The sequence below is a fragment of the Bacillus capparidis genome, assembly GCF_017832095.1.
Lineage (GTDB): Bacteria > Bacillota > Bacilli > Bacillales > Bacillaceae > Bacillus > Bacillus gobiensis.
The window spans coordinates 369,757-389,799 of the sequence record NZ_JAFDST010000004.1 but is presented as its reverse complement, the minus strand read 5'-3'; the positions used below and the strand labels follow the sequence as shown (position 1 = coordinate 389,799).

Here is a 20,043-nt window from a genome sequence, read left to right as displayed (position 1 = left end):
GTAAGATCCCTGAAAGATGATCAGGTAGATAGGTCTGAGGTGGACGTGTGGTGACACATGGAGCTGACAGATACTAATCGATCGAGGACTTAACCTAGTTTAATTGAATGTCATATACTCCCCACGTTATCCAGTTTTGAGAGAACATATCTCTCTTACGGTTCACTTATCGAACCCAAGAGGGTTCCCGAGGAACAAGGAATTCTAGGAATCGAGTGAAGGAGCACCGGAGCGTACTTAAGTACGTGAGGATGCGACTGAACGAAGATGACAACGAAGTCCGCCGTTCATCGGAAGCCGTAACCCATAGTTTGGTGGCGATGGCGAAGAGGTCACACCCGTTCCCATGCCGAACACGGAAGTTAAGCTCTTCAGCGCCGATGGTAGTTGGGGGATTCCCCCTGTGAGAGTAGGACGCCGCCAAGCTTGGTTTATATATACGCAAAACTAACGCATGTATATTTTATATCATCGCGGGGTGGAGCAGTTCGGTAGCTCGTCGGGCTCATAACCCGAAGGTCACAGGTTCAAATCCTGTCCCCGCAACCAAAATTCAAAGTATTTCTATTGAATATACATATTCAGAAGAGTCAATAGAATGCGTTAAAACAATGGTCCGGTAGTTCAGTTGGTTAGAATGCCTGCCTGTCACGCAGGAGGTCGCGGGTTCGAGTCCCGTCCGGACCGCCATTATAATAAATTTCTAAACGAAACATAATGTTTTCGTTTTTTTTTATGTCTAAATTTTATTTTGACTATAAGCGAAAAATCTAGTGCTTGGAACGCGTGAACAAATCGGATAAACTAATGTATAAAAGTGAAAGCATGCTATGAAGGGAGGAGGGGGAAGGATGGATGAATTTGAACTGATCAGTCGTATTACTCATAATACATATAATAGAAAAGAAGTGAAAGTTGGAGTAGGCGATGATGCAGCGATTTACTCTGCCAGAACTGAATTCAATGAAATTGTCTGTGTAGATACAATGGTGGAAGGTATCCATTTTCTGACTCACTTTTCTTCTCCGTCTGAAATTGGTTACAAAGCGCTTGCCATAAATATAAGTGACATTGCTGCAATGGGCGGAATTCCGAAGTATTATTTAGTTTCCCTCGCTATTCCTTCAACGTGGAGAGAGGAACAAATCGATGAAATGTATGGAGGAATGAAGGACCTGGCAAAGCTGTATCATATGGACTTACTGGGCGGAGATACAGTATCCACGGAGGATAAGCTGATCATTACTGTAACGGCTATCGGAGAAATTGAAAAAGGAAAGGCTTGTTTACGAAGCTACGCCAGACCAGGTGATACTGTTTTCGTGACGGGTTATTTAGGTTCATCAGCGGCAGGCCTGTCTCTATTATATAAAGAATGTAAAATTGAGAGTGATGCATTGCGCCAATATTTTTTACAGCGTCATAAAAAACCAGTGCCCAGAGTCGATGTGGGACTGATATGTTCACGATATGGACGAGTTGCATTGAATGATATTAGTGACGGTCTTTCTAGTGAATTAAATGAAATTGCAGAAGCTAGCAATGTTACAATAGAAATAAATAAAGAGCAGCTCCCTGTACACCCTGAATTAAAAAAACTGGGTTCGAAATGGGAGGAATGGGTTTTATTTGGCGGAGAAGATTTTGAACTGGCAGGAACGATTCCGCATGAAGTGTGGGATGATTTTTATAAAGAATGTGAAGCTGCAAAGATTCAAGTGTATCCAATTGGGCATGTGACGAAACAAGGAGTTTCTAAGGTTTTCTTGAATGAAAATAATCATGCGGAGATCCTTGGAAAAAAGGGCTATAATCATTTTAAACAAAGATAGGTGAAATATGATGAAACCATTATTATTTTATACAACAGGACCTGAAGAAACTAAAGCCCTTGCCAAAAAGCTTGCCGTGCATGTTCAAGAAGGAGATGTTATTACATTAGAAGGCGATCTTGGGGCAGGAAAAACGACGTTTACAAAGGGGTTTGCTGAGGGGCTGAACATTAAAGAAATTGTTAATAGCCCTACCTTTACTATTATCAAGGAATATCAAAGCGGAAGAATGCCGCTTTTCCATATGGATGTTTACCGGATGGGTGAAGGTGAAGAGGATCTCGGACTTGAAGAGTACTTTTACGGCTCCGGCGTTTGTCTTGTGGAATGGGCGCATCTCATTGCAGACCAGCTGCCAGAAGAACGCATTGATATTGTAATTAAGCGAGCCGGTGATGAAAAAAGAGAAATCACCCTCAAGGCAACAGGCGAGCGTTATGAATCGATTGGCAGGGAGATCAACAAATAATGACAATATTATCAATAGACACTTCCAACCAGACATTAGGTCTAGCACTGGTTGAAGGTAAAACAATAATTGCAGAGCATATTACCTATTTACAAAAAAATCATTCGGTGCGGGCTATGCCCGGTATCGAAAGGCTGTTGCAAGATGCAAATAAAAGTCCATCAGAAGTAAAGAAAATTGTAGTAGCAAACGGTCCTGGTTCATATACTGGGGTACGTATCGGAGTGACGATTGCAAAGACTTTCGCTTGGTCTTTACAAATTCCCGTAGTACCCGTATCCAGCTTAAAGGTACTCGCAGCAAACGGCCGTTATTTTGCAGGTAAGATCTGTCCTCTGTTCGATGCGAGACGAGGTCAGGTATACACAGGGCTTTATCAATACGAAGACGAAAAACTTCTTACGATTGAAGAAGATCAAAATGTGTTAATGAAAGATTGGCTTGAACAACTAAAAAAAGAAAATATGCCTGTTCTTTTTCTCGGCCATGATGTTTCTGTTTACCAAGATGAGATTCAGGAGGCATTAGGAGAAAAGGCTTGCTTTGGCCAAGAAGGACTTAGTTCGCCAAGACCTTCAGAGCTGGCGTTTCTGGGAAAGGATGTAGATCCGGAAAGTACGCATACCCTTGTTCCCAATTATATCCGGTTGGCAGAAGCAGAGGCAAAATGGCTGAAAAGACAGCAAAAATAAGGTGAGCTATGGACACTCAATTGATGATCAGATATATGGAAGTAAAAGATATAGATGAAGTTTATCATATAGAAAGAAGTTCTTTTACTACTCCATGGAAAAAGGAGTCCTTTTATCATGAGCTTTACCATAATCAATACGCTCATTATTTAGTGCTTGAAAAAGACAATCGTGTCATCGGCTATTGCGGCATATGGATCATAATAGATAATGCACAAATTACGAACATAGCAATTTTGAAAGAATATAGGGGAAAGTACTATGGAGAAGAGCTTTTGAAAACGGCGATCAGAGTGTGTAAACAAAAAGGAGCAAAGCAGCTGTCATTGGAAGTGAGGGTGACTAACTATCCAGCTCAAGGGTTGTATCGAAAGCTAGGATTCCTTCCAGGCGGCATCAGAAAAAACTATTATACGGATAACGGGGAAGATGCGTATGTCATGTGGGTGAAATTAAATGGAGAATAAAAAAGATATCTATATTTTAGGCGTTGAAACAAGCTGTGATGAAACAGCAGCAGCCATTGTTAAAAATGGCACGGAAATTGTATCGAATGTCGTTGCTTCCCAAATCGACAGCCATAAACGATTTGGCGGAGTGGTGCCGGAAATCGCTTCGAGACATCACGTGGAACAAATGACGATTGTGCTGGAAGAAGCTTTACAGCAATCAGGCTTAACTTTTCAAGAGATAGATGCAATTGCGGTTACCGAAGGACCTGGGCTCGTTGGCGCTCTGTTGATCGGAGTTAATGCCGCTAAGGCGTTAAGCTTTGCCCATCAAATTCCGCTTGTAGGGGTTCACCATATTGCCGGGCATATTTATGCCAATCGGCTGATTCAAGAGATCAAATTCCCTGCGCTTGCCTTGGTTGTCTCAGGTGGTCATACCGAATTGATTTATATGAAGGAGCATGGAGAGTTTGAAGTCATCGGACAGACACTGGACGATGCGGCCGGAGAGGCATACGATAAAGTAGCGCGGACAATGGGGCTTCCCTATCCGGGAGGGCCGCAAATTGATAAGCTGGCGCAAAAAGGTGAAGCATCCATCCCGCTTCCCCGGGCATGGATGGAGGATTCATACAACTTTAGCTTTAGCGGCTTAAAATCTGCTGTTATAAACACTCTTCACAATGCTTCACAAAAAGGCATTTCGATCCCGAAAGAAGATTTAGCAGCAAGTTTTCAATCAAGTGTCATTGATGTTCTTGTAAACAAAACAGAACGAGCGGCAAAAGAGTATGAAGTAAAACAAATCCTACTTGCAGGAGGAGTAGCGGCAAATCAAGGATTAAGGCAGTCGCTTGAGCAAGCCTTCCGCAACAATGAATCAATTGAACTTGTCATCCCTCCGCTGTCTTTATGTACCGATAATGCGGCAATGATCGCAGCCGCAGGGACAGTGGCGTTTGAGAAGGGATCACGGGGACAACTGGATATGAACGGACAACCAGGTCTGCCGTTAACAGCTTTTTAAAGTCTCATCAAATGGATGGGGCTTTTTTGTTCTGAAACAATGAGATTACGGGAGAAATTGAACAGATCTTAAATATAATTGGACAGAACTTGGGAGTAATTGAACAAATGTCAGGGATAATTGAACAGAAGCCCCCTTTACTACGAGTGCACGCATGTATTGCACGAGTGCTCCACGTCCTTCATTAACAGCACTAATCCCATTTGTCGGACTTTTCAACCAAAACTTTTTACACACAGTTATCCACACTAATTAACAGGTGTGAATAAAATCGCTTTCTTTATTGAAAAACAGTACTTCAATCTATGGTGGTTTTGTGGATAAATATTATCAAGATAGTGGATTATGTGGGTAACATCTATTTTATCTTGTGAACAAAGGATTTAACCTGTGGATAAAAACAGCTCCGCATTCGTCTGCGGAGCTGTGCATTTATTCTTCTGAAGATAAGCTTTCCCATTCTGCAAGCAGGGCTTCCAGTTCAAGATTCATTTTTTCTGTACCGGCGTCAATGTCCTGAACCTGTTCATGATCTTGATATACTTCAGGATCAGTAAGTCTGTGGTTGTTCATATCTATCAGCTCTTCCAGCTCTGTGATCCGTTCTTCAATTTCGGCTATTCTGCGTTCGCGCTGGCGCTTCTTTTTTTTCAATTCCTTTTCATCTTCATAGCTTCGTTTAGCTTCTGATGAGGGGGGGGTTTGCTGTTTATTTGCTCCTTCTTCAGCCAAGCGTTCCAGCTCCAACTGGTTTGCTTTTTTCTCAATATAGTAATCGTAATCGCCTAAGTATTCTTCCACGTTTTTTGGTGACAGCTCAAATACTTTGGAAGCAATTCGATTAATAAAATATCGATCGTGAGAAACAAACAGGATCGTACCGGGATATTCAATAAGAGCATTTTCCAGAATCTCTTTGCTGTCGAGGTCGAGATGGTTTGTCGGCTCGTCAAGGATAAGAAAATTTGCCTTTTGCATCATGAGCTTGGCCAATGCAAGTCTGGCTTTTTCACCTCCGCTTAACGACTGCACATTTTTTAGTACATCATCACCGGAGAATAAAAAATTACCTAAACATGTCCGTATCTCTTTTTCATTGACTCCAGGATAATCGTCCCATAATTCATGCAGGACCGTTTTGGAAGAATTCAGCCTTGCTTGTTCCTGATCATAGTACCCAATACTAACATTAGTGCCTATTTGAATATGGCCGGTAGTGGGAGAGATCGTTTGCATGAGGGTTTTAAGAAGGGTGGATTTTCCGATTCCATTCGGACCGACAAGTGCTACGCTTTCTCCTCTGGTTACTTGAAAGGAGATATCCTCGAGAACCGGAGGTTTACCCGAATAGCCGATCGTTAACTCCTCTGCACTGATGACTTGGCTTCCGCTCTGCCGGGTGATTTCAAACCGAAAAGAAGCGGATTTTTCATCACCAAGCGGTTTATTCAGCACTTCCATTTTTTCAAGCTGCTTTCTTCTGCTTTGTGCTCTTTTTGTTGTTGACGCGCGGGCAATGTTTCGCTCGACAAAATCCTTTAGCTGAGAAATTTCTGTTTGCTGTTTTTCATAGATCTTCATGTTTCTTTCCAGATCTTCCGCTTTTTGCTTCAAATAGGAGCTGTAATTTCCATTATATTTTTTGCTTTCTGTACGTGAGAGCTCGTAAACCTGAGTTACGACTTTATCCAGAAAGTAGCGGTCATGGGAAACAATCAGTATCGCTCCGTTGTAAGATTGCAAGTAATGCTCAAGCCATGTTAATGTATCGATATCCAAGTGGTTGGTCGGCTCATCAAGAATTAATAGATCCGGACTGCTTAGCAAGAGCTTTCCAAGCTTAAGCCGGGTTTTTTGACCCCCGCTTAAGCTTTGTATCTTTGTTCCCTGATCAAAATCAGCAAAGCCTAAGCCGTGCAAGACGGACCTGACATCCGCTTCATACTGGTAGCCGCCCCGTTCTTTAAAATCATGCTGCAGCCGGTCGTAGGTTTTCATAAGCTGATCTAACTCTTGAGGCTGAACCGATGCCATTCTTTCTTCAAGAGACCGCATTTCTTTTTCCATGTCCTGAAGATGGCTGAAAACGGACAGCAATTCTTCTTGCAGCGTTCGTTCCGATTGAAGATCGGTATGCTGAGCCAGGTAGCCGAGAGATAAATCCTTTGGTTTAATAATTTCTCCCTTTTCATATCCAAGCTGACCTGCGATAATTTTTAGCAAGGTGGATTTTCCTGCTCCGTTCCTTCCGACGATCGCTATACGGTCTGAGGATTTAACCTCCAGTTTGATATTGGATAGAATTGGTTCTGCTCCGAACGATTTATATAATTGGTTGACTTGTAATACAATCATGATGATTCACCTCTGTTAGTTTTAGTGTAGCTTATTGTGCAAAGAGCGGCAAACAATACGGCAATAAGATCAAAGAAACTATCCAGAAAAAAAGACAGATTGAAGAAAATAGTGTATGATCTTTTTAAGGAGAGTTTTACTATGAATAAATTCACTCATTTTAATGACCAAGGCAGAGCCAAGATGGTCGATATTAGCGAGAAAAGCGATTCTGTCCGTACGGCGATCGCAGTATCAAGCGTTCAAATGAATCAGGAAGTATATGATAAAATCGTCAGGCAGGAAATTGGAAAAGGAGATGTCCTTTCCGTAGCACAAATTGCCGGCATTATGGCCGCAAAACAAACGTCGACTATTATTCCCATGTGTCATCCGATTCCCTTAAAAGGAGTAGACATCTCTTTTAGCTGGAGCAATGACGAAGAGAATCATGAATTAATGATTCAAGCAATGGTAAAAACAAAGGGAAGTACGGGGGTAGAAATGGAAGCGCTAACTTCCGCGTCCGTTTGCGCTCTCACCGTCTATGATATGTGTAAGGCGATAGACAAGGGGATGATTATTGGCCCAACCTATCTAATGAAAAAAACAGGAGGGAAGAGCGGCGATTTTTCAAGGGGTAAAATCTAGAGAATCAACGATGGAGGATCGCAAATGAATATGGATCAATCAAAAATTCCCCAAGCGACAGCAAAGCGTCTGCCGCTGTATTATCGTTTTTTAAAAAATTTGCATGCCTCTGGGAAGCAGCGAGTATCTTCAGCAGAGCTTAGTGATGCAGTAAAAGTAGATTCAGCGACGATTCGCCGGGACTTCTCATATTTTGGAGCGCTCGGCAAAAAAGGCTATGGGTATAACGTCAATTACCTGCTTTCTTTTTTCAGCAAAACGCTGAATCAGGATGAAATGACGAGCGTAGCCTTAATCGGAGTAGGAAATTTGGGTACTGCTTTTCTTCATTATAATTTTATCAAAAACAATAATACGAAAATTTCGATGGCTTTTGATATCAGTGAAAACAAAATAGGTACAGATGTAGGCGGAGTGCCCGTCTATGATTTAGATGAGCTTGAGAGCCGTTTTCCGGCTGACATTCCCGTTGCGATTTTAACTGTACCAGCGCAAGCTGCTCAATCGATAACCGATCGTCTAGTTAAATTGGGTATCAAGGGAATTCTTAATTTCACACCGGCCCGTTTGAATGTGCCGGGACACATTCGCATTCATCATATAGACTTGGCAGTAGAGCTTCAATCATTGGTTTATTTCTTAAAGCATTATTCCACAGAAGAAAAAATGGTTTAAGATTGTTGTCATTTCGGCAGTCCGGAAAATAGAAAAAGACGTCTCATGAGCGAGACGTCTTTTTCTATTTCTTTGCTTTTCTGAGCTGGTTCGAAAATGCAAACATTTTTATAGCCGTGTAGATATTATAAGCGGCTAGTATCATGAGTAGGAAGCTGTGGAAGGACCACATGTTTTCAGGAGATACAGCCGCAAAGTAGATGAATATGATTCCTACAATTAGATAGATGGCACCCCATGCTGCAGGACTTCTCATGAAAAGAAACCACCTATGATCAACTGCATTTTCTCGAGCTCTTTTTGCAATTCGAGTATGCGATCATAATTGAGCTGAAGTATCACGACAAACGTGTTCATCGAAATATGGGCGATAATCGGCACTATTATCCGTTTTGTCCTTACATATAAAAAGGCAAAGGCAAACCCCATAGCAGTATAAAGAAGAATATGGGTGAAATCCATGTGCACGACCGCAAAAATAACCGAACTGATTAAACCAGCAAAGAAAAAGTTCATTTTTTTATACAGCGAGCCGAAGATAATTTTCCTGAAAATAATTTCTTCTAAAATCGGGCCGAAAATAGAGGAAACAACGATTACTAATGGAAGTGATTTAATAAGCGCTAAAATGGCCTCAGTATTTTCAGAACCCGGATCAATTCTAAAAATATACATTTCGATGGTAGCGGCTATGATCTGCGAGAAATATGCAAGAAAAATACCGCCAATCGCCCATCCGATTGATGCACCGACCGATGCCTTCGATTTATTGCGAAGCGTTGTTTTGGGTGCTGTTCGCAAAATCAATAAAACGACGATCAGGCAGATTGTAAAGCTGGAAATGGTCCAGATGCCCGCTGCTTCAGTTTGCTCATAGCCCATTGCAAAAAGAAGAGGCAAACCAATAATTGATGAAAGATGCATCAAGACGTATGTGAGAATGATGAACCAATATTGTTTATTCAAAGACTCGGAACTCCTTTTCTAAATAGGTCGGGTGGAACTTCATATTATTGTATCATAAACAGTGAAAATATTCGGTTACAAAGGGTTTCCGAAGAAAACTGTCGATACATGTAAGCGTGAAAAAAATTTAATCATTATACTTGAAATTGCTTGAGAGTTTCTATATTATATTAACTGTGTTAGCACTCATTAGTGTTGAGTGCTAATACTACATACTTACTATATTGAGGAGGTTGTTTCATTGTTAAAGCCATTAGGTGATCGCGTTGTCATCGAACTCGTTGAATCTGAAGAAAAAACTGCAAGCGGGATTGTTTTGCCTGATTCCGCAAAAGAAAAGCCGCAGGAAGGTAAAATTGTTGCTGCTGGTTCAGGTCGCGTGTTAGAAAGCGGAGAGCGCGTTGCATTAGAAGTAAAAACAGGAGACCGTATTATCTTCTCAAAATATGCCGGAACTGAAGTAAAATATGAAGGCACTGAATACTTAATTTTACGCGAAAGCGACATTTTAGCTGTTATCGGTTAAGAAATAAATAACGTATTTTTAAAATTATGAGGAGGTTTCGAAACGATGGCAAAAGATATTAAATTTAGCGAAGAAGCTCGCCGTGCCATGCTTCGCGGTGTAGATGCACTTGCTGATGCTGTAAAAGTAACGTTAGGACCGAAAGGACGCAATGTCGTTCTTGAGAAAAAATTCGGTTCACCTTTAATTACAAATGACGGTGTAACGATTGCAAAAGAAATCGAGCTGGAAGACGCATTTGAAAACATGGGTGCGAAGCTAGTAGCCGAAGTTGCTAGTAAAACAAACGATGTAGCTGGTGACGGTACAACGACTGCTACAGTTCTAGCTCAAGCTATGATTCGTGAAGGTCTTAAAAACGTAACAGCTGGCGCTAACCCTGTCGGCGTTCGCAAAGGGATTGAAAAAGCTGTTGCTGTTGCTGTTGAAAATCTAAAAGAAATCTCTAAACCAATCGAAGGAAAAGAATCTATTGCTCAGGTTGCTGCTATTTCTGCCGCTGACGAAGAAGTAGGAAGCTTGATTGCAGAAGCGATGGAGCGCGTTGGAAACGACGGCGTTATTACGATCGAAGAATCTAAAGGCTTCACAACTGAACTTGAAGTGGTTGAAGGAATGCAATTCGACCGCGGATACGCATCTCCTTACATGGTTACTGACTCTGATAAGATGGAAGCGGTTCTTGACGATCCTTACATCTTGATCACTGACAAAAAAATCACTAACATTCAAGAGATCCTTCCTGTGCTTGAGCAGGTTGTTCAACAAGGCAAGCCGCTATTATTGATTGCTGAAGACATTGAAGGTGAAGCTCTTGCTACATTAGTATTAAACAAACTTCGCGGAACTTTCAATGCGGTAGCTGTTAAAGCTCCAGGCTTCGGTGACCGCCGTAAAGCTATGCTTGAAGACATCGCTGTTCTTACAGGCGGAGATGTAATCACAGAAGATCTTGGCCTTGATTTGAAATCTGCAGAAATCGGTCAATTGGGACGCGCTTCAAAAGTTGTTGTAACGAAAGAAAACACGACAGTTGTTGAAGGAGCCGGCGATTCTGCAAATATCGCATCACGCGTAAACCAAATCCGTGCACAAGTAGAAGAAACTACTTCTGAATTCGATAAAGAAAAGCTTCAAGAGCGCTTAGCTAAACTTGCTGGCGGTGTAGCTGTCATCAAAGTTGGCGCAGCAACTGAAACAGAATTAAAAGAGCGTAAACTTCGCATCGAGGATGCCTTGAACTCTACTCGCGCTGCAGTAGAAGAAGGAATCGTATCCGGTGGTGGAACAGCGCTAGTGAACGTATACAGCAAAGTTTCTGCTATCGAAGGAGAAGGCGACGTTCAAACAGGTGTGAACATTGTTCTTCGCGCACTAGAAGAGCCAATCCGCCAAATCGCACACAACGCTGGCCTTGAAGGTTCTGTAATCGTTGAGCGCTTGAAAAAAGAAGCAATCGGCATAGGCTACAATGCTGCAAGCGATGAGTGGGTAAACATGATCGAAGCTGGTATCGTTGACCCTACAAAAGTAACTCGCTACGCACTTCAAAACGCAGCTTCTGTAGCAGCTATGTTCCTAACTACCGAAGCAGTTGTCGCTGATAAGCCTGAAGAAGGCGGCGGCGCTGGCGGCGGAATGCCTGACATGGGCGGCATGGGTGGAATGGGCGGCATGATGTAAACTTCCCTCTAATAACCTTGATATATCAAGGTTTTGGAGGCGGTTGAAGGGGTGGAAATCCCCTTCTGCCCATCATTTGCCCAACTTTTATAAAAAACGTTAAAAAATGAAGCTTTCGGTAAGAGAATTGATCTTGTCGGAAGCTTCTTTTTTTAACTTTTCTCTTTGGTGGAGATAAGTCGATCCAGGGGAATAAGAAAGGACATTACATATTAGTCATATAAAATATGTAATGTCCTTTAATTTATTTATTTTTTTAATTTAGGTCTTGATAAAATCTTTTTTCAAAATGGATATTTTCTTTTGCCGTAGAATGAGGATTTGTGGGATATTTTTAATCAAACTTTATTTCAAAGTTACACCAATGAAATACGTGGTGTAAACATCTTTAGGATGATCAAACCCGCATCTGTGAAACCAGGCATACTTCTGCTTTTCTTATATCAAAACTTAAACTAGATTTAAACTCGAGGTCACCTCGACTTTCCTTTTGCTGAGTACAATGGTTTTGAGGTGATTTTATTATGAATGTTAAACGAATGAATTGGGCTGGATATTCAGCCTGCATATCAGCCTTATTATATGCTCTCCCGCACTTTTGGTGGGGATTAGGGGTGCCACTAGCTTTTCCTGGAGACTTCGATAGAGCTCCAAATGATTTCTGGGCTCAGGCGATCGGTTTTTGGGTAATGGGAGGTCTCTCTGTTCTCGCAGCCATGTTTGCGCTTGCCTTTTCAAAGTCTTGGGGTAACCGGATTCCAAGATGGTTGTTGGTTGTCCCTGCTTGGATCGGTTCGATCGGACTTTCTGTATGGGGCTTTAGCTATTTTGTCCTTCAATTTCAGTTTGCGATCGGCAGAGTCCAATCAACTCCCGCATTTGCTGCACAAGACGCGAACCCAATGGCAGCATGGGGGTATGTTTGGTATGGACTGTTTCTTGTATGGGGCATTTCACTCGGCATTGCTGCACATTATGCAAGGCACTAATATGAGTCTAGGAAATATAAGTACTTGAAAGTTGTACAAGAAAGGTTTAAAAGCGGTAAAAGTATGAAACAAAGTGAGTTAGAACTTGTAGAGGAGATGAGAAGATGACAAATAGTGCTGAGAGGCAGGCCTCAAGATTGATGTGGTTGCGTAGAATCTGCGGTTATGGTGCCGTAATAGCAGTAACACCTTATCTGCTGATCAAAATCGTATGGACTTTCGGTCTCTTCCTTCCAACTGAGCAAATGGGTGACTCCAGCTGGCGCATTATAAACGCAGTAACCGCCGTTCTCGCTGCGATTGGTATCCTTCTGGCAATGGCGTTCTGCAGGCCGTGGGGGGAGCGGCTACCTGCGTGGTTGGTTGCTCTACCCATTTGGGTTGGTACCGGTTTGCTCGTTCCCATGCTGTTGATTGCACCGGTTCTGGGCCCTGCAGCTATGATCCGGGATCAAGAGGCAGGTGCCGCCGACTTCTGGGTATACGAGCAGATTTTTGTCATGATCTCACTTTTCGGGATCGGCATCTTCCTGCCGCTTGCATTAACGGGGTATGCAAAGGCACGTTGGCCAGAGGCGCTGAGTGGTATAACCGACTACAAGGAGTTGCCGGGCAATACTCGACAACTGCAGATCATCTTGGCTAGGATCGTCTTTGCCGGCTGCATTCTGCTCGGTATCATCAAGGTGTTTTGGGCCGTTGGCGGCTCTTTCGGCATCGATCCGGCAACCATGGGTGAACGCGATGTGTGGTGGCACCTGATGTCATTGAGTACAGGCGTGTGGTCCTTTGCTGGTGCGTGGGGCATACTGGTGATAGCATCCCGCCGTGGGTCGAGGTGGTTTCTACCCCCTATGGCAGCGGCATGGATTTCATCGGGAGCGTTGTTCTCCAACAACCTCTATTCCGCCTTATCTTCAGTTCGACTCGATGCGCCACCCTCCCCAGAGTACCCATTGGCATGGTTGTTGACCACCCAGGCCGGCATCGTCTTAGGTGTAATAATGGGGATGATTATCCTGCTGGTGCTGCACGAACGCCGTCGAGCCCTTCGAGATGAGTCCAACTGAAATTGATTACACGCTTTAGAATAATGTTCGATCAAATTGCTAATAACTTTAATAAATGATTAGAGGTTAGCCTTCTTTTTATTTAAGCTTTTTTATTTTATATTTTTAAAAAAACTCTCTAATTTCATCCGGCGTTATTTCGATTTCCAGCGTGTGCAAGATTAACAGTTTCCACTCATGATCTAATTCGTCAGTTTTTAAGCGAAATGATTTTGCCCATCCTTTGTATAAAAAGTAGTAAAATTTTATCCTGAAAGTTAAAAAGGAGTTTTATATGCAAGGTTGCAACTAAGGGGTTACTACAAGAAGATATGAACCTATAAAACTGCACATTACATGGGCGGCATGATGTAATCTCTTCTCTATAAACCTTGATATACCAAGGTTTTAGAGGGGAGGAGGGGGGGTTCCCCTTTTGCCCAACATTTGCCTAACTTTTATAAAAGAACTTAAAATATATAAGTTTATATTATAATTTTTCTGAACAGACTGCTATAAACGGAGACTATAAAAAAAGATCAATCAGTCAGAGAAAATAAAAATATAATAGGAAAATTACTTAGTAATAAGCAATATCTCGATTCAGCACTGAACCCTGAGGTCTATTCATTAACGAGTAGAAGGAATGATCTCGATTAGAACTTGGTGGATAATTGAAGGTACGAACAATTAAACCTTAACCACGGAGTATTTCTAAAAAGATTTTTTAGATGTTACATTCACACGTTACAGCAACTTTTGGCCTACAAAAGGTAAAGCAAGGTCCTAGATGATGTTTCCGATGCCGGTTTGCCGGTTTTTTAAAATGAAAGTAAGAAGCTTCTCATAAGTTCAATGAAACTTGTGGGAAGCTTTTTTTCATTTTGTATCTACGATAATCCATTTTTACGTCATTTATTATTCTATATCCTATTATTCAGAAAATGGAATTTCATTGTTATAATAGGTTGTGTTATGTAATAATTTACTAGGAAACAGAGGAGATGGACTTATTGAAGGTGTTTTTAATTACATTACTTTGTTTAAGCATCATAGTGGTAACGGGTACAGGGGTCTATTTTTATCTAACCAATCAAAGAATCGAAGCGAGCAAGCAAGGTGGGGGAGAAGAAGCTGCTAACCAAATAAACAATGAGGAAAAGGCTTCTAAAACAGCAAACTCTTCTGAAAAAGGCGGTCGAAATATCGCCGAAGCAAAGAATTTGTCCAAAGAAGCGAAGGACTTTCTTGTTACATTCCAGTATGGAGATTATGATACGGACGTCGCTTATAAAGATGAAGCAAAGGTGAAAGAGATTATTCGTAAACAGCATAATTACTTAAACGACTTAGCCGGCTGGGGGCACTTGGATTCTGTTGATTTACATACGCTTGCAGAAAGCCCCGAATGGCAGCAATTAAAAGAGGATATTTCGTATTTGAAAAAGGATGGCTTTAGTGATTCAGAAGTTTTGAATGATCTTTCTAATGCTGAGGCTTTTTTCGTCATCGGGCAGGAGGGAGATTCAATGTCGATTCGTTATTTGCACCGGATTTTTCATGATTTAGACGCTGAAATAAATGGCACTGAAGTAGATAAGATTTGGGGAGTCACCCGCTCATTTGGCGATGAGAGAAAAAATGAAGTCTTGTTTAACTATATTAATGGATAGAAGATCTGTTATTGACGCAGTTGTTTCTATCGAAAGAAACGATGCGTCAATATACAGAAAGGATCGAGAGTTTAAAAAAATTTATCGTCTAATCCCAATCTTTCTCCCTACTTGGTTCGGTGTTTCTAAATGTTCATGCTCCTGTCGCAGTTCCTGAATATGCTGCGATACTGATTCCGGGAATGGAGCTGGTCTGCCTTCTGAGGTGTTCATCCCCATTAACATTTGCTCACTTGTAGCAAGCTGCTCTCCCGCTTCATTTTTCATGGTGAAAAATACGTGCAGCCGTTTAGCGTCATCATCCAGTAGTTGAACAGAAACATGCAGCGGCTCATTTTTGTGCGCTTCTTTTAAATAGCATAGGTGTGTTTCAAGTGTAAAAATCGTATAGCTTAGTGAGTGACGCGACTCTTCATCTAAACCGACAGCATCCATAAAAGAATCCACTGCGTAGCTGAATACAGCAGCATAAGCCGCATCGTTCATATGACCGTTATAATCGACCCACTCTTCTCGCACATAATCGGTATAATTAAAAGCTTGCTCAGGCATGTTTTTCACTCCAATCTACTGTTTCGATTCTGGCCAATATTCTTCTACAAGATCCAGTAATTTCACTAGGAATTCATTACGCTTGGCTTCGAGCTCAGCAACGGATTGATCGCCGGAGTAGCTTTCGCATCCCGCAATGACGCGCTCCTTCAATTCATCTGTGAGTTCGGGAGCTTCGAGCTTTGTCCAAGGCAGTTTCAGTGCTGGTCCGAATTGTTCTAACATATGGCGCATGCCTTGTTCACCACCAGCTAAGTGGAAGGTAAGGAAAGGACCCATTTGAGCCCAGCGCAGTCCCGCTCCGTAAATGATCGCATTATCTACTTCCTCTGTTGTGGCGATTCCATCATTAACAAGGTGAAGTGCTTCACGCCACAATGCTTCCATTAAACGATCTGCAACATGGCCATCTATTTCTTTATGAAGAACTAGAGGCTTCATATCAATGGATTCGAAAAACTTGTTAGCCATTTCAATGACTGCTCCATTGGTTTTTTTGCCCCCTATCACTTCGACAAGCGGAAGTAAATAAACAGGGTTAAACGGATGCGCAACAAAGAATCGCTCAGGATGCTTCATGCCGGCCTGTAAAATGCTTGGCATAATTCCAGAAGTACTTGATCCTATCATGTCTTCTGGTTTGGCATGCTGATCAATCGTGTTCAACACATTCTTTTTCAATTCTTCACGTTCCGGAACATTCTCTTGAATATAGTCAGCATCTGCCACTGCTTCTGCTAAGTCGTCTTTAAACGTTAAACGATCTTTAGAAGCGTCTGGAGCAAGACCTCGTTTTTCGAGTGACGTCCAAGCGTGATCAATCGCTTTCCGTGTGCGTTCTTCAGCACCTTCTGCCGGGTCAAATGCGGTAACATCATAGCCTTGTGCTAAAAAGCGTGCAATCCAGCCATTTCCAATAACTCCGGTTCCGATAACGGAAACTTTCTTGATTGCTTCCTTCATTTTTATTGGCCTCCTTTATGAGGATTTCGTAGATTGAATTGTTCGCGAGCTTCTTGTGGTGTCAAGACGTCCAATCCATTGCCGTGCAGCATCTGAACAGCTTTATCAACAAGCTGGTCGTTACGTGCCGGCACACCTTTTTTCAAATATATATTATCTTCCAGACCAACGCGGATATTGCCGCCGAGCATAGCAGATTGCGTGGCAATCGGCATTTGCATACGTCCGATTCCAAACGCAGACCAATGAGCATTTTCAGGGATACGATTCTTCATATATAAAATCGTTTCAGCGTCTGCTTCCGCTCCCCAAGGAATTCCCATGCAAAACTGGAACATTGGATCGCCGTCTATAAGCCCTTCTTGAATCAGTTGATTGGCAAAACGGATATGGCCCGTATCAAAACACTCCAGCTCAGGTTTAACTCCGCATTCTTGTATTAATTTCGCCTGTTCTCTAAGCCAGTCAGTCGGACTCAAATAAATCATATTACCGAAGTTTGTACTTCCGCAGTCCAATGTACACATTTCCGGAAGCAGTTCTCCTACAGGCTGGTGACGTTCAGCAGGTGTCTGCATATCCGTTCCATTGCTGCCTGCTGCAGGTGTGTCAAGATTTGGGATGAAATCAGAAACTATACCATCCGGACGGTTTTGTTTCAAGTCTCTAGTAGTCTGGATTAGGAATTAACAGCCTTATTACTCTTAATATGTTCACCTTTATAAAATTGCATAATAAAAGCTCCTCCCTAAAAAGGGTGGAGCTTGCGGATTATTATATAATTATGTTCATTCTTCTGCCCATGATTTTAACGTGTTATAGATCTCTTCCTTTTTCTCTTCGTCGAGTTGGTAAAGATCAAACAGCTCGGATAACCAGATTCCATCAATCGCCAGACGGATGATCGTTGCTTTCACGGGATCCAATCCATCATTCTCAATCTCCTTCTGCCAGCTTTTATAAGCCTCTCGGATCGGTTCTAGCAAGTCTGAATTCACAGCTTTAGCAGCAAGCAGCCCGGCATTCATGTCTTTGTTCTCATAACTTTGATTAAATGTGACATCTAGAAAAGACCGTGTCCATTTTCCTTTTTCAATTGGGTCAGCGCATGCATTCTTATTAATTTTTTCTTGGTAGTTACTTGCCAAATGCTCGACCATGCCTTTTACAAGCGCTTCCTTCGACGGATAGTGATAAAGCAAACCACCCTTACTAATTCCCGCTTCCTCCGCTACTGCTTCTAGCGTTAAATTAAAGATTCCACGATCGCTTACAATTTTAGAAGCCGCCGTTAGGATATCTATCTTCCTAGAATTTCTGCCCATTCTTATCCCCTTTTATATAAAAATTTAATTTGATTATTTTGTCTTGTGAATGTTATTTGCTCTTTACTTTACTATTCAGACGGTTTCGATGCAACACTCATGGCAAAGTGGACTAAAGATTGTCCTATTTATCTATATATATAATTGTAATTTTCATTTTTAATATTAAATATCTTTCGTTTACAATGACTTTCGCTAAAATACACGCCAAAAGTCACTTATATTTCTTCCCTTTTTTATAAAATTATGAAGCTTTTGTAATTCGACAATTTACACGGAGTATACAATTTTTTACACTGCCTTAACCATTACAACTTGTTGACAAGTTAAAATGAACTAGTAATTCGTCAGGAGGGGAGAAATATTGCGATCATGAAGGGTAATGATGACTCCGCACAGCACTTGAAAATTGCCGAGTTTTTAATTGAAAACATTCGCAATGGAGAGTATAAGGAAAATGAGAAAATCCCGTCTGAACATAAGCTTTGCCACCTTTTTCAAGTGAATAGGCATGTGGTTAGGCAGGCGATAGCCAGAATTACCAATCAAGGCTGGGTCACTCCAGTGCAAGGGAAAGGCTGCTATATTAATCGAATTCCCAAGCCCATTCAATACGTCTTATCCTCTCAAACACGTTTTTCGGAAATTATGGACAGTCAAGGAGTGCAGCATGAAAGTCGGCTTTTGCATTGGGAAAAGGGTCTTTCTTCATTAGCTGAGCGGTCAAATCTGCAAATTCATGAAGATGAAACAATTTATCGTTTAGAGATTTTAAGATATGTAGATGACAAACCGATTTCGATTACGACAACTGTCATTCCTGAGATAGAAGTCCCTAATCTCGAACATCATTTTGATGGTTTTTCTTCCTTATATGGTTTGCTGGAGAAGCAATATCACTTCCGCCCGATCCGAAGCAGATCAGTGTTTCAAGGATGCCTTCCTGTATGGAAGGATGCTGAAATCCTGGAAATGCCTGAAAACATCCCGATCATTCAAATGGAAAACTTAATGAATCACCCAAGCGGATCCCCGGTTGAATATAGTGTTTCAAGGATGCGAAGCGATATGCATAAATGTTTAATCGTATATTAAATCGGGAGCTATCCAAACAGAGAGCAGTTAAAAATATTACATATTTAGGGGAGAGTCAAAAATGAAAAAAATGATTCAGCTTTTAATGTTGTTGACTTTGGTTTTTGCATTATCTGCTTGTGGTACAAGCGGTGCAAATGGATCTGGGGACGATACGCTAACCATTGCTTGGTACCCGAACGAATCCGGTGCTGATATGGCAGATGCCCGTGAAGAAATCGGCAAGGTTTTCGAAGAGACTACTGGTAAAAAAGTAGAACATAAAACAACAACAGACTATATTATTGCCATCGAGGCTCTTGCTAATGGTTCTGCTGACGTAGCATTTATGGGAGCGCAAGGTTATATTGAAGCAAATACGAAAAATAACAAGGTTCAATCGATTGTCGTTCCAAGCGGTCCTTCCGGTACTCTGGACGATGCTAAGTATAATAGCTGGCTTGCAGTTAACAATGGGGAACAGGATAAGTACAAAGACGGCAGCGAATTCAAGATCGATAACATTGCAGATAAGAAATTTTCATTCGTTTCCAACAGCTCAACATCAGGGTTCAAAGTACCTTCTACCAATATTGTTTCTTACTTCAGCAAAATGGATAAATACAAGGATTTAAAGGCAGAAGACCTGCTTGAAGGCGGAAAATTCTTTAGTGAAGTGCTATTTGGCGGCTCTCACCAAGGATCTGCAGTAAACCTATTATCAGGAAAAGCGGATGCTGCTGCGTTCTGTGATACTTGTGTCGCGAACTATGTAGAATTGGCAGATGGTGAAGAGAATACTGCTGGAGCGGTTTACAAAGTAAAAGATGATGCAGCTGAACCATTTAACACAGTTAAAGGTAAAGAATTTTCCATTATCTCTACAACTCCTGTGTTAAATGCACCTTTTGCAGTGAATACCGAAACGGTCAATGAAGAAGATGTTAAGAAGATTAAAGAAGCTTTAGTTTCAGATGAAGTTATGAATAATGATAAGATTTTTGTTCCGAAAGATTCTGGAAAACCGGGATTATTCTTTAAAACAGACAAAGAACGTTTTGTAGAAGTGGAAGATTCTTGGTTCGATCCGATCCGTGAGCTTTCTAAGTAG

20 protein-coding genes, 2 tRNA genes, 2 rRNA genes and 1 pseudogene are annotated in these 20,043 nt (G+C 41.7%); 18 read left to right on the top strand and 7 right to left on the bottom strand.

All coding sequences use genetic code 11. From position 1 onward, the window contains the following. The 9 genes from JOC74_RS17550 to tsaD form a co-directional block, all read left to right on the top strand. Nucleotides 1-97 (top strand): 23S ribosomal RNA (locus JOC74_RS17550); the annotation flags it as partial. A gap of 213 nt (nucleotides 98-310) precedes the next feature. Next, nucleotides 311-426, top strand: a 5S ribosomal RNA gene (rrf, locus tag JOC74_RS17545). Between the two features lie 46 nt (nucleotides 427-472). Next, a tRNA-Met gene (locus JOC74_RS17540) sits at nucleotides 473-549 on the top strand. Nucleotides 550-613: 64 nt separating this feature from the next. Continuing rightward, nucleotides 614-690: transfer RNA gene (locus JOC74_RS17535), tRNA-Asp, on the top strand. Between the two features lie 161 nt (nucleotides 691-851). Beyond that, a complete protein-coding gene (thiL, locus tag JOC74_RS17530) occupies nucleotides 852-1,832 on the top strand; it encodes a thiamine-phosphate kinase (RefSeq protein WP_053605694.1) in 981 nt (326 codons plus the stop codon). A 10-nt stretch (nucleotides 1,833-1,842) separates the two neighbouring features. Continuing rightward, on the top strand, nucleotides 1,843-2,301 hold the full coding sequence (gene tsaE, locus JOC74_RS17525) for a tRNA (adenosine(37)-N6)-threonylcarbamoyltransferase complex ATPase subunit type 1 TsaE (RefSeq protein ID WP_053605695.1): 459 nt from the start codon (nucleotides 1,843-1,845) through the stop codon (nucleotides 2,299-2,301). Beyond that, complete coding sequence (tsaB, locus tag JOC74_RS17520; protein ID WP_053605696.1) at nucleotides 2,301-2,993, top strand: tRNA (adenosine(37)-N6)-threonylcarbamoyltransferase complex dimerization subunit type 1 TsaB; 693 nt, start codon at nucleotides 2,301-2,303, stop codon at nucleotides 2,991-2,993. The genes tsaE and tsaB overlap by 1 nt, the downstream gene beginning before the upstream one ends. A gap of 8 nt (nucleotides 2,994-3,001) precedes the next feature. Next, entirely contained in the window at nucleotides 3,002-3,460 is a 459-nt protein-coding gene (gene rimI / locus JOC74_RS17515) for a ribosomal protein S18-alanine N-acetyltransferase (protein ID WP_053605697.1), read from the top strand. Next, nucleotides 3,450-4,472, top strand: coding sequence for a tRNA (adenosine(37)-N6)-threonylcarbamoyltransferase complex transferase subunit TsaD (gene tsaD, locus JOC74_RS17510; RefSeq protein WP_053605698.1), 1,023 nt, complete (start codon nucleotides 3,450-3,452; stop codon nucleotides 4,470-4,472). The genes rimI and tsaD overlap by 11 nt, the downstream gene beginning before the upstream one ends. 432 nt (nucleotides 4,473-4,904) lie before the next feature. Here tsaD and JOC74_RS17505 read toward each other — a convergent pair whose 3' ends face one another. Continuing rightward, entirely contained in the window at nucleotides 4,905-6,827 is a 1,923-nt protein-coding gene (locus tag JOC74_RS17505; RefSeq protein WP_053605699.1) for an ABC-F family ATP-binding cassette domain-containing protein, read from the bottom strand. A 141-nt stretch (nucleotides 6,828-6,968) separates the two neighbouring features. Between JOC74_RS17505 and moaC the strand changes: the two genes are divergently transcribed. Next, nucleotides 6,969-7,457: a cyclic pyranopterin monophosphate synthase MoaC gene (gene moaC, locus JOC74_RS17500; protein WP_053605700.1), complete on the top strand. Its 489-nt coding sequence runs from the start codon at nucleotides 6,969-6,971 to the stop codon at nucleotides 7,455-7,457. A gap of 24 nt (nucleotides 7,458-7,481) precedes the next feature. Further along, nucleotides 7,482-8,132 carry a redox-sensing transcriptional repressor Rex gene (locus JOC74_RS17495; protein ID WP_053605701.1) on the top strand — a complete coding sequence of 217 codons (651 nt, stop codon included), beginning with the start codon at nucleotides 7,482-7,484 and terminating at the stop codon, nucleotides 8,130-8,132. 64 nt (nucleotides 8,133-8,196) lie between these two features. Here JOC74_RS17495 and JOC74_RS17490 read toward each other — a convergent pair whose 3' ends face one another. Continuing rightward, a complete protein-coding gene (locus JOC74_RS17490) occupies nucleotides 8,197-8,388 on the bottom strand; it encodes a DUF4305 domain-containing protein (protein WP_053605702.1) in 192 nt (63 codons plus the stop codon). After that, complete coding sequence (locus tag JOC74_RS17485; RefSeq protein ID WP_053605703.1) at nucleotides 8,385-9,098, bottom strand: CPBP family intramembrane glutamic endopeptidase; 714 nt, start codon at nucleotides 9,096-9,098, stop codon at nucleotides 8,385-8,387. The genes JOC74_RS17490 and JOC74_RS17485 overlap by 4 nt, the downstream gene beginning before the upstream one ends. A gap of 241 nt (nucleotides 9,099-9,339) precedes the next feature. Here JOC74_RS17485 and groES point away from each other — a divergent pair, with 241 nt between their 5' ends. The 5 genes from groES to JOC74_RS17460 all read left to right on the top strand — a co-directional run bounded on the left by groES (nucleotide 9,340) and on the right by JOC74_RS17460 (nucleotide 15,018). Beyond that, a complete protein-coding gene (gene groES / locus JOC74_RS17480; RefSeq protein ID WP_053605704.1) occupies nucleotides 9,340-9,624 on the top strand; it encodes a co-chaperone GroES in 285 nt (94 codons plus the stop codon). 45 nt (nucleotides 9,625-9,669) lie between these two features. Continuing rightward, nucleotides 9,670-11,307 (top strand): chaperonin GroEL, encoded by a 1,638-nt coding sequence (groL, locus tag JOC74_RS17475; protein ID WP_053605705.1) that lies wholly within the window; start codon nucleotides 9,670-9,672, stop codon nucleotides 11,305-11,307. Nucleotides 11,308-11,831: 524 nt separating this feature from the next. Further along, nucleotides 11,832-12,296 (top strand): DUF3995 domain-containing protein, encoded by a 465-nt coding sequence (locus tag JOC74_RS17470; RefSeq protein ID WP_053605706.1) that lies wholly within the window; start codon nucleotides 11,832-11,834, stop codon nucleotides 12,294-12,296. 104 nt (nucleotides 12,297-12,400) lie between these two features. Continuing rightward, nucleotides 12,401-13,366 carry a hypothetical protein gene (locus tag JOC74_RS17465; protein ID WP_211086238.1) on the top strand — a complete coding sequence of 322 codons (966 nt, stop codon included), beginning with the start codon at nucleotides 12,401-12,403 and terminating at the stop codon, nucleotides 13,364-13,366. 992 nt (nucleotides 13,367-14,358) lie between these two features. Further along, a complete protein-coding gene (locus tag JOC74_RS17460) occupies nucleotides 14,359-15,018 on the top strand; it encodes a hypothetical protein (RefSeq protein ID WP_053605708.1) in 660 nt (219 codons plus the stop codon). Between the two features lie 81 nt (nucleotides 15,019-15,099). Here JOC74_RS17460 and JOC74_RS17455 read toward each other — a convergent pair whose 3' ends face one another. The 4 genes and pseudogenes from JOC74_RS17455 to JOC74_RS17440 all read right to left on the bottom strand — a co-directional run bounded on the left by JOC74_RS17455 (nucleotide 15,100) and on the right by JOC74_RS17440 (nucleotide 17,858). Then, a complete protein-coding gene (locus tag JOC74_RS17455) occupies nucleotides 15,100-15,570 on the bottom strand; it encodes a thioesterase family protein (RefSeq protein ID WP_053605709.1) in 471 nt (156 codons plus the stop codon). Nucleotides 15,571-15,585: 15 nt separating this feature from the next. Continuing rightward, nucleotides 15,586-16,533, bottom strand: coding sequence for an L-carnitine dehydrogenase (locus JOC74_RS17450; RefSeq protein WP_053605710.1), 948 nt, complete (start codon nucleotides 16,531-16,533; stop codon nucleotides 15,586-15,588). Nucleotides 16,534-16,535: 2 nt separating this feature from the next. Beyond that, nucleotides 16,536-17,168 (bottom strand): annotated as a pseudogene (locus JOC74_RS17445) (beta-keto acid cleavage family enzyme); the annotation flags it as partial. Between the two features lie 153 nt (nucleotides 17,169-17,321). After that, the gene (locus JOC74_RS17440) at nucleotides 17,322-17,858 is read right to left on the bottom strand and encodes a TetR/AcrR family transcriptional regulator (protein WP_053605711.1); all 537 of its coding nucleotides are present in this window, start codon (nucleotides 17,856-17,858) and stop codon (nucleotides 17,322-17,324) included. A gap of 372 nt (nucleotides 17,859-18,230) precedes the next feature. Between JOC74_RS17440 and JOC74_RS17435 the strand changes: the two genes are divergently transcribed. Further along, nucleotides 18,231-18,953, top strand: a complete 723-nt coding sequence (locus JOC74_RS17435) for a GntR family transcriptional regulator (RefSeq protein ID WP_053605712.1) — start codon at nucleotides 18,231-18,233, stop codon at nucleotides 18,951-18,953. A 61-nt stretch (nucleotides 18,954-19,014) separates the two neighbouring features. Then, complete coding sequence (phnD, locus tag JOC74_RS17430) at nucleotides 19,015-20,043, top strand: phosphate/phosphite/phosphonate ABC transporter substrate-binding protein (protein WP_053605713.1); 1,029 nt, start codon at nucleotides 19,015-19,017, stop codon at nucleotides 20,041-20,043.

Coding starts and splice junctions, on each gene's coding strand:
- thiL (WP_053605694.1), top strand. CDS start 852: ATGGATGAATTTGAACTGATCAGTCGTATTACTCATAATACATATAAT.
- tsaE (WP_053605695.1), top strand. CDS start 1,843: ATGAAACCATTATTATTTTATACAACAGGACCTGAAGAAACTAAAGCC.
- tsaB (WP_053605696.1), top strand. CDS start 2,301: ATGACAATATTATCAATAGACACTTCCAACCAGACATTAGGTCTAGCA.
- rimI (WP_053605697.1), top strand. CDS start 3,002: ATGGACACTCAATTGATGATCAGATATATGGAAGTAAAAGATATAGAT.
- tsaD (WP_053605698.1), top strand. CDS start 3,450: ATGGAGAATAAAAAAGATATCTATATTTTAGGCGTTGAAACAAGCTGT.
- JOC74_RS17505 (WP_053605699.1), bottom strand. CDS start 6,827: ATGATTGTATTACAAGTCAACCAATTATATAAATCGTTCGGAGCAGAA.
- moaC (WP_053605700.1), top strand. CDS start 6,969: ATGAATAAATTCACTCATTTTAATGACCAAGGCAGAGCCAAGATGGTC.
- JOC74_RS17495 (WP_053605701.1), top strand. CDS start 7,482: ATGAATATGGATCAATCAAAAATTCCCCAAGCGACAGCAAAGCGTCTG.
- JOC74_RS17490 (WP_053605702.1), bottom strand. CDS start 8,388: ATGAGAAGTCCTGCAGCATGGGGTGCCATCTATCTAATTGTAGGAATC.
- groL (WP_053605705.1), top strand. CDS start 9,670: ATGGCAAAAGATATTAAATTTAGCGAAGAAGCTCGCCGTGCCATGCTT.
- JOC74_RS17470 (WP_053605706.1), top strand. CDS start 11,832: ATGAATGTTAAACGAATGAATTGGGCTGGATATTCAGCCTGCATATCA.
- JOC74_RS17465 (WP_211086238.1), top strand. CDS start 12,401: ATGACAAATAGTGCTGAGAGGCAGGCCTCAAGATTGATGTGGTTGCGT.
- JOC74_RS17455 (WP_053605709.1), bottom strand. CDS start 15,570: ATGCCTGAGCAAGCTTTTAATTATACCGATTATGTGCGAGAAGAGTGG.
- JOC74_RS17450 (WP_053605710.1), bottom strand. CDS start 16,533: ATGAAGGAAGCAATCAAGAAAGTTTCCGTTATCGGAACCGGAGTTATT.
- JOC74_RS17440 (WP_053605711.1), bottom strand. CDS start 17,858: ATGGGCAGAAATTCTAGGAAGATAGATATCCTAACGGCGGCTTCTAAA.
- JOC74_RS17435 (WP_053605712.1), top strand. CDS start 18,231: ATGAAGGGTAATGATGACTCCGCACAGCACTTGAAAATTGCCGAGTTT.
- phnD (WP_053605713.1), top strand. CDS start 19,015: ATGAAAAAAATGATTCAGCTTTTAATGTTGTTGACTTTGGTTTTTGCA.